Source organism: Cupriavidus sp. MEYA8, from assembly GCF_059278825.1.
Genome location: NZ_CM181222.1, coordinates 366,837 through 379,503, shown reverse-complemented (window position 1 = coordinate 379,503; position 12,667 = coordinate 366,837). Strand labels below are relative to the sequence as shown.

At 68.9% G+C, this 12,667-nt stretch carries 12 protein-coding genes; 7 read left to right on the top strand and 5 right to left on the bottom strand.

The annotated features are described in order from the left end of the window. The first annotated feature begins 35 nt into the window (after positions 1-35). The 4 genes from AC5WJ1_RS18855 to AC5WJ1_RS18840 all read left to right on the top strand — a co-directional run bounded on the left by AC5WJ1_RS18855 (position 36) and on the right by AC5WJ1_RS18840 (position 4,118). Positions 36-785, top strand: coding sequence for an SDR family NAD(P)-dependent oxidoreductase (locus AC5WJ1_RS18855; protein ID WP_133095290.1), 750 nt, complete (start codon positions 36-38; stop codon positions 783-785). A gap of 83 nt (positions 786-868) precedes the next feature. Further along, positions 869-2,197 (top strand): MFS transporter, encoded by a 1,329-nt coding sequence (locus AC5WJ1_RS18850; protein ID WP_135703743.1) that lies wholly within the window; start codon positions 869-871, stop codon positions 2,195-2,197. 56 nt (positions 2,198-2,253) lie between these two features. Further along, positions 2,254-3,099 (top strand): transketolase, encoded by an 846-nt coding sequence (locus AC5WJ1_RS18845; protein ID WP_135703744.1) that lies wholly within the window; start codon positions 2,254-2,256, stop codon positions 3,097-3,099. Next, positions 3,096-4,118, top strand: coding sequence for a transketolase family protein (locus AC5WJ1_RS18840; RefSeq protein ID WP_135703745.1), 1,023 nt, complete (start codon positions 3,096-3,098; stop codon positions 4,116-4,118). Before AC5WJ1_RS18845 ends, AC5WJ1_RS18840 begins: the two co-directional genes overlap by 4 nt. Positions 4,119-4,170: 52 nt before the next feature. Here the strand turns inward: AC5WJ1_RS18840 and AC5WJ1_RS18835 are convergent, their stop codons facing one another. Further along, positions 4,171-4,821 carry a LysE/ArgO family amino acid transporter gene (locus AC5WJ1_RS18835; RefSeq protein ID WP_135703746.1) on the bottom strand — a complete coding sequence of 217 codons (651 nt, stop codon included), beginning with the start codon at positions 4,819-4,821 and terminating at the stop codon, positions 4,171-4,173. Positions 4,822-4,895: 74 nt separating this feature from the next. Between AC5WJ1_RS18835 and AC5WJ1_RS18830 the strand changes: the two genes are divergently transcribed. Then, the gene (locus AC5WJ1_RS18830) at positions 4,896-5,792 is read left to right on the top strand and encodes a LysR family transcriptional regulator ArgP (RefSeq protein ID WP_135703747.1); all 897 of its coding nucleotides are present in this window, start codon (positions 4,896-4,898) and stop codon (positions 5,790-5,792) included. 35 nt (positions 5,793-5,827) lie between these two features. Here the strand turns inward: AC5WJ1_RS18830 and AC5WJ1_RS18825 are convergent, their stop codons facing one another. After that, positions 5,828-6,739 carry a LysR family transcriptional regulator gene (locus AC5WJ1_RS18825; RefSeq protein WP_133095284.1) on the bottom strand — a complete coding sequence of 304 codons (912 nt, stop codon included), beginning with the start codon at positions 6,737-6,739 and terminating at the stop codon, positions 5,828-5,830. A gap of 129 nt (positions 6,740-6,868) precedes the next feature. Here AC5WJ1_RS18825 and AC5WJ1_RS18820 point away from each other — a divergent pair, with 129 nt between their 5' ends. Together AC5WJ1_RS18820 and AC5WJ1_RS18815 are read left to right on the top strand one after the other, a co-directional pair. Next, positions 6,869-7,873 carry a Bug family tripartite tricarboxylate transporter substrate binding protein gene (locus AC5WJ1_RS18820; RefSeq protein WP_135703748.1) on the top strand — a complete coding sequence of 335 codons (1,005 nt, stop codon included), beginning with the start codon at positions 6,869-6,871 and terminating at the stop codon, positions 7,871-7,873. A gap of 8 nt (positions 7,874-7,881) precedes the next feature. After that, complete coding sequence (locus AC5WJ1_RS18815; protein ID WP_135703749.1) at positions 7,882-9,111, top strand: M20 aminoacylase family protein; 1,230 nt, start codon at positions 7,882-7,884, stop codon at positions 9,109-9,111. Here the strand turns inward: AC5WJ1_RS18815 and AC5WJ1_RS18810 are convergent. Genes AC5WJ1_RS18810 through AC5WJ1_RS18800 form a run of 3 tightly spaced genes read right to left on the bottom strand, consistent with a single transcriptional unit; the run spans position 9,108 to position 12,603 of the window. Continuing rightward, positions 9,108-10,010, bottom strand: a complete 903-nt coding sequence (locus AC5WJ1_RS18810) for a LysR substrate-binding domain-containing protein (protein ID WP_133095281.1) — start codon at positions 10,008-10,010, stop codon at positions 9,108-9,110. The two genes, AC5WJ1_RS18815 and AC5WJ1_RS18810, sit on opposite strands and share 4 nt — an antisense overlap. A 56-nt stretch (positions 10,011-10,066) precedes the next feature. Then, positions 10,067-11,299 (bottom strand): metal-dependent hydrolase family protein, encoded by a 1,233-nt coding sequence (locus AC5WJ1_RS18805; RefSeq protein WP_135703750.1) that lies wholly within the window; start codon positions 11,297-11,299, stop codon positions 10,067-10,069. Between the two features lie 2 nt (positions 11,300-11,301). Continuing rightward, positions 11,302-12,603: an MFS transporter gene (locus AC5WJ1_RS18800; protein WP_135703751.1), complete on the bottom strand. Its 1,302-nt coding sequence runs from the start codon at positions 12,601-12,603 to the stop codon at positions 11,302-11,304. Positions 12,604-12,667: the final 64 nt, after the last annotated feature.

The following is a 12,667-nucleotide window of genomic DNA, read 5'->3' as shown; positions in this document are numbered from 1 at the left end:
CGACACATCCCAAGTCCAATTGCAAGGAGACAAAGATGCTGGTCGAGAACAACGTAGTCATCATCACCGGCGCCGCCTCGCCGCGCGGCATCGGCAGGGCCACCGCCAGGGCCTTCGCCGCGCAGGGTGCCACCGTGGTGATCCTGGACCTGCGCCTCGAAGACGCGCAGGCTGCCGCCGGTGAGCTGGGTGACCGCCACCTGGGCCTGGCCTGCGACGTGACCGACAAGGCCGCCTGCGAACGCGCGGCGCAGACCGTGCTGCAGCGCTACGGTCGCATCGACGCGCTCGTCAATAACGCCGGCATCACCCAGCCGGTGCGCACGCTCGATATCCAGGCGACCGACTACGACGCCGTGCTTGACGTGAACCTGCGCGGCACGCTGTACATGTCGCAGGCGGTGCTGCCGCAGATGCGCGAGCAGAAGCGCGGCAGCATCGTGTGCATGTCGTCAGTGTCGGCGCAGCGTGGCGGCGGCATCTTCGGCGGGCCGCACTACAGCGCCGCCAAGGCCGGCGTGCTGGGCCTGGCGCGCGCCATGGCGCGCGAGTTCGGGCCCGACAGCATCCGCGTCAATTCGATCACGCCGGGCCTGATCCAGACCGACATCACCGGCGACAAGCTCACTCCCGAGATGCGCGCCGACATCATCAAGGGCATCCCGCTGGGCCGGCTGGGCAACGCGGCCGACGTGGCCAACGCCTGCGTGTTCCTGGCGAGCGACATGTCCGCCTACCTGACCGGCATCACGCTGGACGTCAACGGCGGCATGCTGATCCACTAAATTCAAGTGAAGCCGCCCGACAGAGGCGCAGCCTTCAACAGCCGGGGCACCGCAGCGCGGCGCCACCAGGCAGGAGACAACCGATGAAGACCAAATACGCGGCTTCGCCCATCGGCGGCGAAGCGACGCTGCACGCCGATTCCGCCACCTTCGAGACCCGCACCTACGCCAAGGTGGTGAAGCGGCTGATCCCGTTCCTGATGCTCTGCTATCTGGGCGCCTACCTGGACCGGGTCAATGTCGGCTTTGCCAAGCTGCAGATGCTGAGCGACCTGCAGTTCAGCGAAACCATCTACGGCCTCGGCGCCGGCATCTTCTTCCTCGGCTACTTCCTCTTCGAAGTGCCGAGCAACGTGATCCTGCACCGGGTCGGCGCCAAGCGCTGGCTGGCGCGCATCATGCTGACCTGGGCGGTGATCTCGGCGTGCTTCGCCTTTGTCACCACGCCAACCCAGTTCTACGTGCTGCGCTTTCTGCTGGGCGTGGCGGAGGCCGGCTTCGCGCCGGGCGTGATCCTGTACATGACGTACTGGTTCCCCTCCGAGCGGCGTGCCAAGGCATTGTCGATGTTCTTCATGGCGATCCCGCTGGCCGGCATCGTGGGCGGGCCGCTGTCGGGCTGGATCATGCATGCCTTCCACGGCGTGGGCGACCTGGCCGGCTGGAAGTGGCTGTTCCTGATCGAAGCGCTGCCTTCGCTGTGCCTGGGCGTGGCCATCCTGTTCTACCTCGACAACGGCATCGACCACGCGCACTGGCTGACTGACGCCGAGAAGGCCCTGCTCAAGCGCAATATCGAGGGCGACAACGTGCACAAGATGGAACACATGTCGATCCGCTCGTTCATGGCGGACCGCCGCCTGTGGCTGATGGCAGCGATCTACTTCTGCGTGGTGCTGGGCCAGTACGGGCTGACCTTCTGGCTGCCGACCATCATCCGCAAGGCCGGCGTCGCCGATCCGCTGTGGGTGGGCATCTACACCGCGCTGCCGTATCTGTGCGCGATCGTGGCGCTGCCGCTGGTGGGCATGAGCGCCGACCGCCGCCGCGAGCGCCGCTTCCACCTGATCGTGCCGATGGTGGTCGCCGCCACCGGGTTTGCCACCTTGCCGCTGCTGGGCAGTGTCAGTGCATCGCTGGTATGCCTGTGCATCGCCGCCGCCGGCATCCTGGCCTCGTCGTCGCAGTTCTGGGCGTTGCCTACCGCGCTGCTGGGCGGCATGTCGGCCGCAGCGGGCATCGCCGCGGTCAACTGCGTGGCCAACCTGGCTGGCTTCTTCTCGCCCGCCATCGTGGGCTGGCTGAACGACCTGACCGGGAAGTCCACCGCCGGCCTGATGTTCATCTCGGGCACGGTTGTCTTCGGCGCGATGCTGGTGCTCCTGGTCCCCGCCAGGTCCGTGAACCGCTGACACCCCCTCTTTGCCGAATTTCTGAAACTCTGATCGAACCGATTGCTGGAGACACCATGCAACAAGCAACCACCGACAAGGCAGTGTCCTTGCGGGAACGCGCCTACCGCATCCGCCGCAACGCCTTGCTGATGGGCGAAGTCCAGGGCCAGGGCTATATCGGCCAGGCGCTCGATATCGCCGACGTGCTCGCCGTGGCCTACTTCGACGCCATGCGCTACCGCCCCGAAGATCCCGAATGGGAAGGGCGCGACCGCTTCCTGCTGTCCAACGGCCACTACGCCATCGCGCTGTACGCGGCGCTGCTTGAGGCCGGCATCCTGCCCGCCGAAGAGCTGGAGACCTATGGCAGCGACGACAGCCGCCTGCCGATGTCAGGCATGGCCAGCTACACGCCCGGCATGGAAATGTCCGGCGGCTCGCTGGGGCAGGGCCTGACCATCGCCGTGGGCCGCTGCCTCGGCCTCAGGCGCAAGGGCTCCGGCAACTTCATCTACACGCTGTTCTCCGACGGCGAGCTGGACGAGGGCGCGATCTGGGAGGGCATCCTGTCCGCCGCGCACTGGAAGCTGGATAACCTGATCGCGATCGTCGACGTCAACAACCAGCAGGCCGACGGCCCGTCCACGCAGGTCATGGCGTTCGAGCCGCTGGTGCCGAAGCTGGAAGCATTCGGCTGGTTCACGCAGCGCGTCGACGGCAACGACATCGACGCCGTGGCTGCCGCCTTCCGTGCGGCGCGCGAACATAGCGGCGCGCAGCCGCGCATGATCATCTGCGATACGCGCATGGGGTGCGGCGTGCCGTTCCTCGAGCAGCGCGAGAAGAACCACTTTATCCGCGTGGATGCCCACGAATGGCAACTCGCACTGCAGGCCCTGGAAGCCGGGAGACAAGCATGAGCAATACCATCGCCACCGCCAGCACCAACACCAACACCAAGCCTAAGCTGAAGACCTCGGCCATGATCGCCTCCATCGCCGGCGAAGGACAGGCCACCCGATCCGCGCCATTCGGCCACGCGCTGGTGGAACTGGGGCGCCAGAAGCAGGACGTGATCGGCATGACCGCCGACCTGGGCAAGTACACCGACCTGCATATCTTTGCGCAGGCGTTCCCCGAGCGCTACTACCAGATGGGCATGGCCGAACAGTTGCTGATGGGTGCCGCCGCCGGCTTCGCGCATGAAGGGGCACAGCCCTTCGTCACCACCTACGCGGTATTCGCCACGCGCCGCGCCTACGACTTCATGCACCAGACCATCGCCGAGGACAACCTCGACGTGAAGATCGTCTGTGCGCTGCCCGGGCTGACCACCGGCTACGGCCCCAGCCACCAGGCCGCCGAGGACCTGGCGCTGATGCGCGCCATGCCCAACATGACCGTGATCGACCCGTGCGACGCGATCGACATCGAGCAGATGGTGCCGGCCATTGCCGCGCACAACGGCCCGGTGTACGCGCGCCTGCTGCGCGGCAACGTGCCGGTGGTGCTGGACGAGTACGACTACAAGTTCGAGCTCGGCAAGGCAAAGCTGCTGCGCGATGGCGCCGAGGTGCTGGTGATCTCGTCGGGCATCATGACCATGCGAGCGCTGGAGGTGGCCAAGGCGCTGGAGAAGGACCGCATCGGCGTGGCGGTGCTGCACGTGCCGACCATCAAGCCGCTCGATACCGAAACCATCGTGCGCGAAGCGAAGCGGCAAGGGCGCCTGGTGGTGGTGGCCGAGAACCACACGGTGATCGGCGGCCTGGGCGAGGCGGTCGCGGCCACGCTGATGCAGGCGGGCACCATGGTGCCGTTCCGGCAGGTCGGGTTGCCCGACGCATTCCTCGATGCCGGCGCACTGCCCACGCTGCACGACCGCTATGGCATCTCGGCGGGCGTGATGGCGCAATCGATCCGCGACTGGATCGCCTGACGGCCGTCTTTCGCATCCCCCATGGTCATTTCCGCTGCCGCGGGAATGACCTTCAGACTCCAGCAACGGCGTGATGCAGCAACAGTGCCGACAGCACGAACATCGTCACGCCGATCAACCCGTCCAGCACGCGCCAGGCCAACGGCCGGGCGAACCACGGCGCCAGCCAGCGCGCCCCGAATCCCAGCAGCCCGAACCAGAACAGGCTGGCCGAACTCGCGCCCGCCACGAACCAGCCGCGCAGCGCCGCCGGCTGCTGCGCGCCGATGCTGCCGACCAGCAGCACCGTGTCGAGATAGACATGGGGATTGAGCAGCGTGAACGCAGCCGCCTGCGCCAGCGCGGCGCCGCGGCTGAGGCCCTCCTGTCCTGCCCCCGCCCGCAGCTGGTGCGACTGGCGCGCGCGCTGCAGGGCTCGCCATCCGTATAGCGCCAGGAACGCGGCGCCGGCCAGCGCCAGCGCGCGCGCCAGGCCGGGGTTCTCGCCCAGCGCCCGGGCCATGCCCATGACCCCCGCTGCGATCAGCAGGGCATCCGCGACGGCGCAGAACAGCACCACGCTGCCGACATGCTCGCGGCGCAGGCCCTGGCGCAGCACGAAGGCGTTCTGGGCGCCGATCGCGACGATCAGGCCCAGGCTGAGGGCCATACCCTGGAGCCAGACAGACAAGGAGAGGGAGGAAGTGGCGAGCGGCGTCATCATGGGGGCAGCTTGCCTGGCCGCGCAGATGAAGACAAACTATCTTTCCTTTATCTGGTTTAGGAAAACTTAAGGCGATGCTGGACTATTCGGCCCTCTCCGCACTGGCCGCCGTGATACGCGAAGGCAGCTTCGAGCGTGCCGCGCGCGCGCTTCATGTCACGCCGTCGGCCATTTCCCAGCGCGTCCGGCTGCTGGAGGAGCGGCTGGGTTGCGCGCTGGTGGTGCGCGACCAGCCTTGCCGCGCGACGGAGACGGGCCGCAGGCTGTGCCAGCACGTCGACCGCGTGCGGCTGCTCGAGCAGGATCTGCAGGGCGCGCTGCCGGCGCTGGCGCCGGAGGGCATCGCACGCGTCGCGCTGCCGATCGCGGTGAATGCCGACAGCCTTGCGACCTGGGCCGCGTCGGCCATTGCGGCCTTCGCCGCGGCCAGCCCCGTACTGATGGAAGTCGCCGTGGACGACCAGGATCACACCACCGAGTGGCTGCGCAGCGGCACCGTGCTGGCCGCCGTGACCGCGACGGCGCGCCCGGCGGCAGGCTGCAACAGCCAGCCGCTGGGGGCCATGCGCTACCTGGCGGCCGCCAGCCCGGCCTTCGTGCGGCAGCATTTTGCCGGCGGCGTGGGAGCCGGCACGCTGGCGAAGGCCCCCAGCCTGCTGTTCAACACCAAGGATGAACTGCAGGTGCGCTGGGCGCGGCGGCTGTGCCATCGGCATGTTGATCTGCCCAGGCACATGCTGCCTTCCTCGCAGGCCTTCGTGACTGCGGCGCTGGCCGGCATGGGCTGGGGGCTGCATCCGCAGTCGCTGATCGCGCAGCATCTCGGCGACGGCTCGCTGGTCGAGCTGGTGCCGGGCACGCCGCTGGACGTGCCGTTGCACTGGCAATACGCGCGCGCCGCGTCCGGCCTGCTCGACGGCCTGAGCCGCGAGGTGCTGGCGGCCGGCCGCGCCGCGTTGCTGGCGCCCTGACTTGGCAGCGGTAAGCCACCGGCGGCGTGCCGGGGTCAGTCGTGCAGGTGCTCGTCCACGAAACGCCGGAACAGCGCCATGCTCGGCGCCTCGGTCCGGCCCGCCAGCGTGAAGAAAGCGTAGCGGGGGCCGTCGTCGACCGCGGGCGTGGTCGCCAGTTCGCACAGCTTCCCCTCGGCGATTTCCGTCCGCACGGCCGCGACGATGCTGAACAGGATCGCGTCCGAGACCAGCACGGCCTCGACCAGGCTGCGCACGTTCTCGCAGCGCAGGCTCAGGCAATGCTCGGGATCGGCGCGCGGGCCGAAGCGCTTGACCAGCCCGCGCGCGACTTCCGGGCTCAGCGGTGCCGACGCCAGCGGATAGCGCATGACATCGTCGAAGGTCACGGCCTCGCCGGCGGCGGCCTGCAGCAGCAGCGGATGGCCCGCGCGGCAGATGAAGCGGCCCTGCAGCTGCGCCAGCAATTCGTGGCGCAGGTCGGTGGCCGGCGCCACGCTGGTGACCTCCACGATGACCGCGTCCAGCGTGCGCTGGCGCAGCTGGATCATCAGCGCGTCGGAAGTGCCGAGCGACACCGCCACCTGTATGCCGGGGTGGTGCATGGCCATGTGGCGCAGGAACGGCGTCATCAGCACCGCGCCGGGGCCAGCGCCCAGCCCGACGCGGATGGCGCCGAGGTGATGGCGGTGGAACAGTTCGACGCTGCGATGCAGCTCGGCTTCCTCGAACAGCATGCGCCGGGCCCGCTCGGCGATCAGTTCGCCCAGCGGGGTCAGCACATTGCGCCGGCCATGGCGGTCGATGAGCTTGCCGCCAAGCTCGTCCTCCAGCGCCTGGATGCTGCGGCTCAGCGCCGACTGGGTCAGGTGCAGCCGTTGCGCGGCGCGGCTGAACGATTCCACGTCCGCGACCATGAGCAGGTGCCGCAGGTGTTTGAGGTGCATCGATGCCTTGTGGATGAGTTTTATGAATAAATTTTAGACGAGTAATGCATTGGACACATAGCGGGCTGGCCGATACGATCCGTCGCACAACACCCACACGAAGCGACGCAAGGCGCCGAGGAGACTGCCATGACCCGAATCCGATTCCAGAACATTGCCCGCCGGCTGCTGCGCGGCGCGGTGGCCGGCCTGCTGTGCGTGGGCCTGGCGCCGGCCCACGCCTACCCCGACCGGCCCGTCACGCTGCTGGTGCCGTTCCCGGCGGGAGGGCTGTCGGACGTGGTCGCCCGCAACCTCAATGCGCCGCTGGGGCGGCAGTTCGGCCAGCCGGTCATCGTCGAGAACCTGGGCGGCGCCGGCGGCGCGATCGCCGCGCAGAAGGTCCTGCATGCGCCGGCCGACGGGCACCTGTTGCTGCAGGCCGGCCCCGGCGAACTGATCACGACGCCGCTGGCGAACGCGGCCATCAAGTACAAGAGCGAGGACTTCCGGCTGGTCCACATGGTCGGCGCGGTCGACCTGGCCATCCTGGCGCGCAAGGACCTGCCGGTGAAGGATGTCGATGAGCTCGCGGCCCATGCCGCGCAGGCAGCACGGGCGGGCAAGCCGCTGACGTATGCCAGCGTCGGCATCGGGTCGCTCTACCACCTGCTCGGGGCGCACCTGTCGCAGACCATCGGCGCGCCGATGACGCACGTGCCTTACAAGGGTGGCGCGCCCGTGATCCAGGACCTGGTGGGCGGCATCGTCGATATCTTTATCTCGCCGTTCGGCAAGCCCGACATCGAGCGCATGCGCACCGGCCAGGTCAGGATGCTGGCGGTGCTGTCGCCGACGCGGCTCGACGCGGTCAGGTCCGTGCCGAGCGTCAATGAAAGCAAGGCGCTGCGCGGCTTCAACTACTCGACCTGGGCCGGTGTCTTCGTGAAGAAGGACACCGCCGAGCCGGTCGTGCAGGCGCTGCACAAGGCGCTGGCGCAGACGCTGGCCGACCCGGCGGTGCGTGCCAGCCTGGATGCCGCGAACCTGCCCGCATCCCGTCCGGCATCGCTGGCGGAAAGCCAGAAGGCGTACCAGCAGAGCATCGACCAGTACCGCGGCATCGCGCGTGCCATCGGCCTGCAGCCGCAATGAAGGACGCCATGCATCCCCTCCTGGAAACGCTGCAAGACAGTGCGGAAGCCTTCGTCGCCATCCGCCGCGATATCCATCGCCATCCGGAACTCGGCTTCGAGGAACACCGCACCAGCGACATCGTGGCCAGCCTGCTCGCCGAATGGGGCTACGAGGTGGAACGCGGGCTCGGCACTACCGGCGTCGTTGGCCGGCTGCGGCGGGGCAGCGGCAGGCGCAGTCTCGGCATCCGCGCCGACATGGACGCGCTGCCGCTGGCCGAAGCCACCGGGCTGCCCTATGCCAGCTGCCATCCCGGCGTGATGCACGCCTGCGGACACGACGGGCATACCGCCATGCTGCTCTGCGCCGCCAGACATCTGGCGCGGCACGGCAGTTTCAGCGGCACGCTGAACCTGATCTTCCAGCCGGCGGAGGAAGGGCTGGGCGGGGCAAAGCGGATGATGGAAGCGGGGTTGTTCGACAAGTACCCGTGCGATGCCGTCTTCGCCATGCACAATGTCCCCGGCACGGCGCCGGGCCGGTTGCTGCTGCGCCAGGGCGCCGCGCAGGCCTCGGCCGACAGCGTGACCATCACGCTCGCCGGCATCGGCGGCCATGCGGCGTTCCCGCACAACGCGGCCGATCCGGTCGTGGCCGGCGCTTCGATCGTGATGGCGTTGCAGACCATCGTGGCGCGCAATGTCGACCCGCTGCAAACGGCGGTGGTCACGGTGGGCGCGTTCCAGGCCGGCACCGTCTCCAACATCATTCCCGCGCAGGCCGTGCTCCGCCTGAGCGTGCGCGCGCTGGACCGCCGCGTGCGCGACCAGCTCGAGCAGCGCATCCGCGCACTGGTCTCCGCGCAGGCGCAAAGCTATGGCGTGACGGCGCGGATCGACTACGCGCGCGGCTACCCGGTGCTGGTCAACACGCCGGCGGAAACGGCGCTTGCCGGCCAGGTTGCGCTGGAGCTGCTGGGGCCCGGCCACGTCGACTGCCAGGCGCCGCCGATCGCGGCGAGCGAGGACTTCGCCTTCATGCTGGATGAGGTGCCCGGCTGCTACCTGTGGATCGGCAACGGCGAGGGGGCCGAGGGGGGCTGCATGGTGCACAACCCCGGCTACGACTTCAACGACGGCAATATACCGGTTGGCGCGGCGTATTGGGCGCTGCTATGCGAGCGCTTCCTGGTGGACCAGCCGTGGCCGGAGCACGTGGAGCACATGGAGAACGCGGCGAACGCGGCGAACGCCTAGGCCGGCCTGCCGCTCTGCTGCACCAGCCATTGCCGGAAGGTGCGCGCGACCGAGGTCTCCACCCGGTCGCGGTGCCATAGCGCGTAGTAGCCGCCGCCGAGCGTGGCGGTGGCCTCGCACGCGCGTACCAGCCGGCCGTCCTTCAGGCAGCCGTCGATCATGTGGCGCCAGCCCAGCACGATGCCGTGGCCTTCGATCGCCAGCTGCACCAGGATCGGGTAGGCGTTCGACACCACCGTATTCTGCACGCGCGCCTTGCCCAGCCCGTTCTGCGCCAGCCACGCCGGCCACGACATCCACTGGCGCTGCGCGTCTTCCAGCACCAGCAGCGTCTCGGCCGGCAGGTCGGCCACGGCCAGCCGCCGGCCGCGCAGGTAGCCGGGCGCGCATACCGGTATCACTTCCTCGTCGTAGAGCCGCTGCGCGGCCAGCCCTTGCGGCGGGCCTTCGCGCAGGTAGTACAGCGCCACGTCGAAACTGGTGTCGACCAGCGACGCCAGCCCGTCGCTGACGAACAACCGCACCTGCACGTCCGGATGCTCGGCGCGGAACTGCGCCAGCCGCGGCGCAACCCACAGCGTGGACACGCCCGACGACGCCGCCACCGTCAGCTCGGTGCTGCCCTTGCGCCGCATCACGCTTTCGGTGGCTTCGGCGCAGTCGACCAGCAGGCGCTGGATCTGCTCGGCGTATTGCTGGCCGCTGACGGTCAGGCTCAGCGCGCGCGGCCCGCGCTCGAACAGTTTCTTGCCGAGGAAGCGTTCCAGCTGCGCCACCTGCCGGCTGATCGCGCTCTGGGTCAGGTGCAGTTCCGCGGCCGCGCGGGTGAAGTTGCCGTGCCGCATGGCCGCCTCGAAGGCGACCAGGCAGGGAAGGGGAGGAAGCGGGGAGATGCGCATGGGGGCGGCCGGAGGTCGGGGAACCAGCCGCCCATCTTAAGGGAAAGCCGGAAGGCTCACCCCTGCCGCGCGTGGATGCGCCCGGCCTGCATGACCAGCGAGATATGCTCGCCCTGGCCGCACAGCAGGCCGATGTCCTGCAGCGGGTCGCCGTCGACCACCAGCAGGTCGGCCAGCGCGCCGGCCCTGACCGTGCCCAGCTCGTCCTCGCGCTGCAGCACCGCGGCGGCGATCGAGGTGGCCGAGCGGATGGTCTCGAGCGCGCCGAGCAGCTCGGCGCGGATGCGGAACTCGTCGGACTGGTAGTGGTGCATCTCGCCCAGCAGGTCGGAGCCGAAGGCCATCGGCACGCCAGCCTCGGCGTAGATCGCCAGCGAGTTGCGGCCGGCCTCGCGCACGGTCTCGATCTTGGCGACCGACTCCGGCGGCAGGCCCAGGCGCGCGCCGTCGCGGGCCAGCGCGTCGTAGGTGACCAGCGTCGGCACCACGAAGGCGCCGTGCTCGCGCATCACGCGCGCCGCCGCGGCATCGACCAGGTTGCCATGCTCGATGGTGCGCACGCCGCAGCGGATCGCCCGCGTGACGGCGCGGCCGGTGTAGGCGTGCGCCATCACGTAGGTCTGCGCGGCTTCGGCCTCGGCCACGATCGCGCGGATCTCGTCCTCGCTGTACTGGGTGTTGCCGATCGGGTCGGTCGGCGAAGCCACGCCGCCCGACGCCATGATCTTGATCTGCGTGGCGCCCTTCTGGATCTCTTCGCGTACGGCCAGGCGCACCGCGTCGACACCGTCGGCGACGCGCGCGATGGCGCCGGCACGGAAGGCGCACGAGCAGGGCTCGAGCACGTCGGCGCGCGGGCGGAAATCGCCATGCCCGCCGGTCTGCGACAGCGCCTTGCCGGACGGGAAGATACGCGGCCCGGGGATCAGCCCGGTGGCGACCGCCTGCGACAGGCCCCAGTCGGCGCCGCCGGCGTCGCGCACGGTGGTGAAGCCACGCTCCAGCATCGCCTTCATGACCGGCATGGCGCGGAAGGCCACCAGCACGTTGGGCTGCACCGCGTTCAGGCCCAGGTTGGCCAGCGACGCCAGCACGTGCACGTGGCAGTCGATCAGGCCGGGCATCACGGTCTTGCCGGCGACATCGATCTGCCGCGCATGCGGCGCCACGATGCCTTGCGCGGAGACTTCGACGATGCGCTCGCCTTCGATCAGCACATCGGCGCGCGGCAGCGCGGTGCCGCGGGCGGGATCCAGGACGTTGCCGCCCTTCAGCAGGATCTGGTTCATGGTCATTGCTTGCGGAGATAGGCCGGTTCGCGCACCAGCAGCGTGCCGGCGAAGCTGATGGCGGCGGCGATCATCACGTAGAACGCGGGCGCCATGGTGCTGCCCGTGGTGGCGATCAGCCAGGTGATGATGAAGGAGGCAAAGCCGCCGAAGATGGTGACCGCCAGGTTATAGGCGACCGACAGGCCGGTCGACAGCACCTTGGCCGGGAACAGTTCGGAGAAGGCCGCCAGGATCGGGCCGGTGTAGCCGGCGATCAGCACGCCGAAGACTAGCTGGAACACCAGCAGCGAGAACAGGCCCGGGACCTGGTTGATGTACACGTACATCGGCCAGGCCAGCACGAAGATCAGCGCGGCCGAGCCCGACAGCAGGATGCGGCGGCCGAAGCGGTCGGCCAGGCGGCCCACCAGCGGCGCGAACACCAGGATCGCCATGCCGCCGACCATGCCGGCGACGAAGCCCGACGACTGCGGCACCTTCAGCACCTTGACGGCGTAGGTCGGCATGTAGAACAGCAGCACGTAGGTGCACACCGTCCACAGGATCACCATCGAGAAGCTGGCGGCGGTCTGGCGCGGGTAGTCGCGCAGCACTTCCTTCAGCGGCGAATCGGTCTTGTCCTTGGTCTGCTGGAACGTGGGCGTCTCATCGAGGTGATGGCGGATGTAGTAGCCCACCGGGCCGATCAGCATGCCGATCAGGAAGGGCAGGCGCCAGCCCCAGCTGTTCAGCGCCTCGGGCGGCAGCGACGAGGTGACGAAGGTGCCGACCGCCGCGCCCAGCAGCACGGCCACGCCGATGCTGGCCTGGATCCAGCTGGAATAGTAGGCACGCTCGCGCTCGGGTGCGTACTCGGTCAGGAAGGCGGTGGCGCCGCCCATCTCGCCGCCGGCGGAGAAGCCCTGCAGCAGGCGCGCGAGCACGATCAGCATCGGCGCGAATGGGCCCACCTGATCGTAGGTCGGCGCGATGCCGATCAGTGTGGTGCCCACCGCCATCAGCAGGATGGTCAGCGACAGCGCCGCCTTGCGGCCGACGCGGTCGGCATAGATGCCGATGATGATGCCGCCCACCGGCCGCATGAAGAAGCCGACGCCGAAGGTGGCGACGGCCAGCAGCAGCGACGACAGTTCGTCGCCGGTGGGGAAGAACAGCCGGGCGATGATGACCGCGAAGAAGCTGTAGACGGTGAAATCGAACCACTCGAGACCGTTGCCGATCACGGTGGCAACGATGGCGCGGCGCCGCTGGCTGGCGCCGATCGGCGCGCTCACGCGGTCAAGGGTTGTGCTGGCTTGCATGTCACTCCACTCCAGGCGACAGATCGGGGGCTAGGGGCTACGGGGATGCCGGGGCGCATCGGTA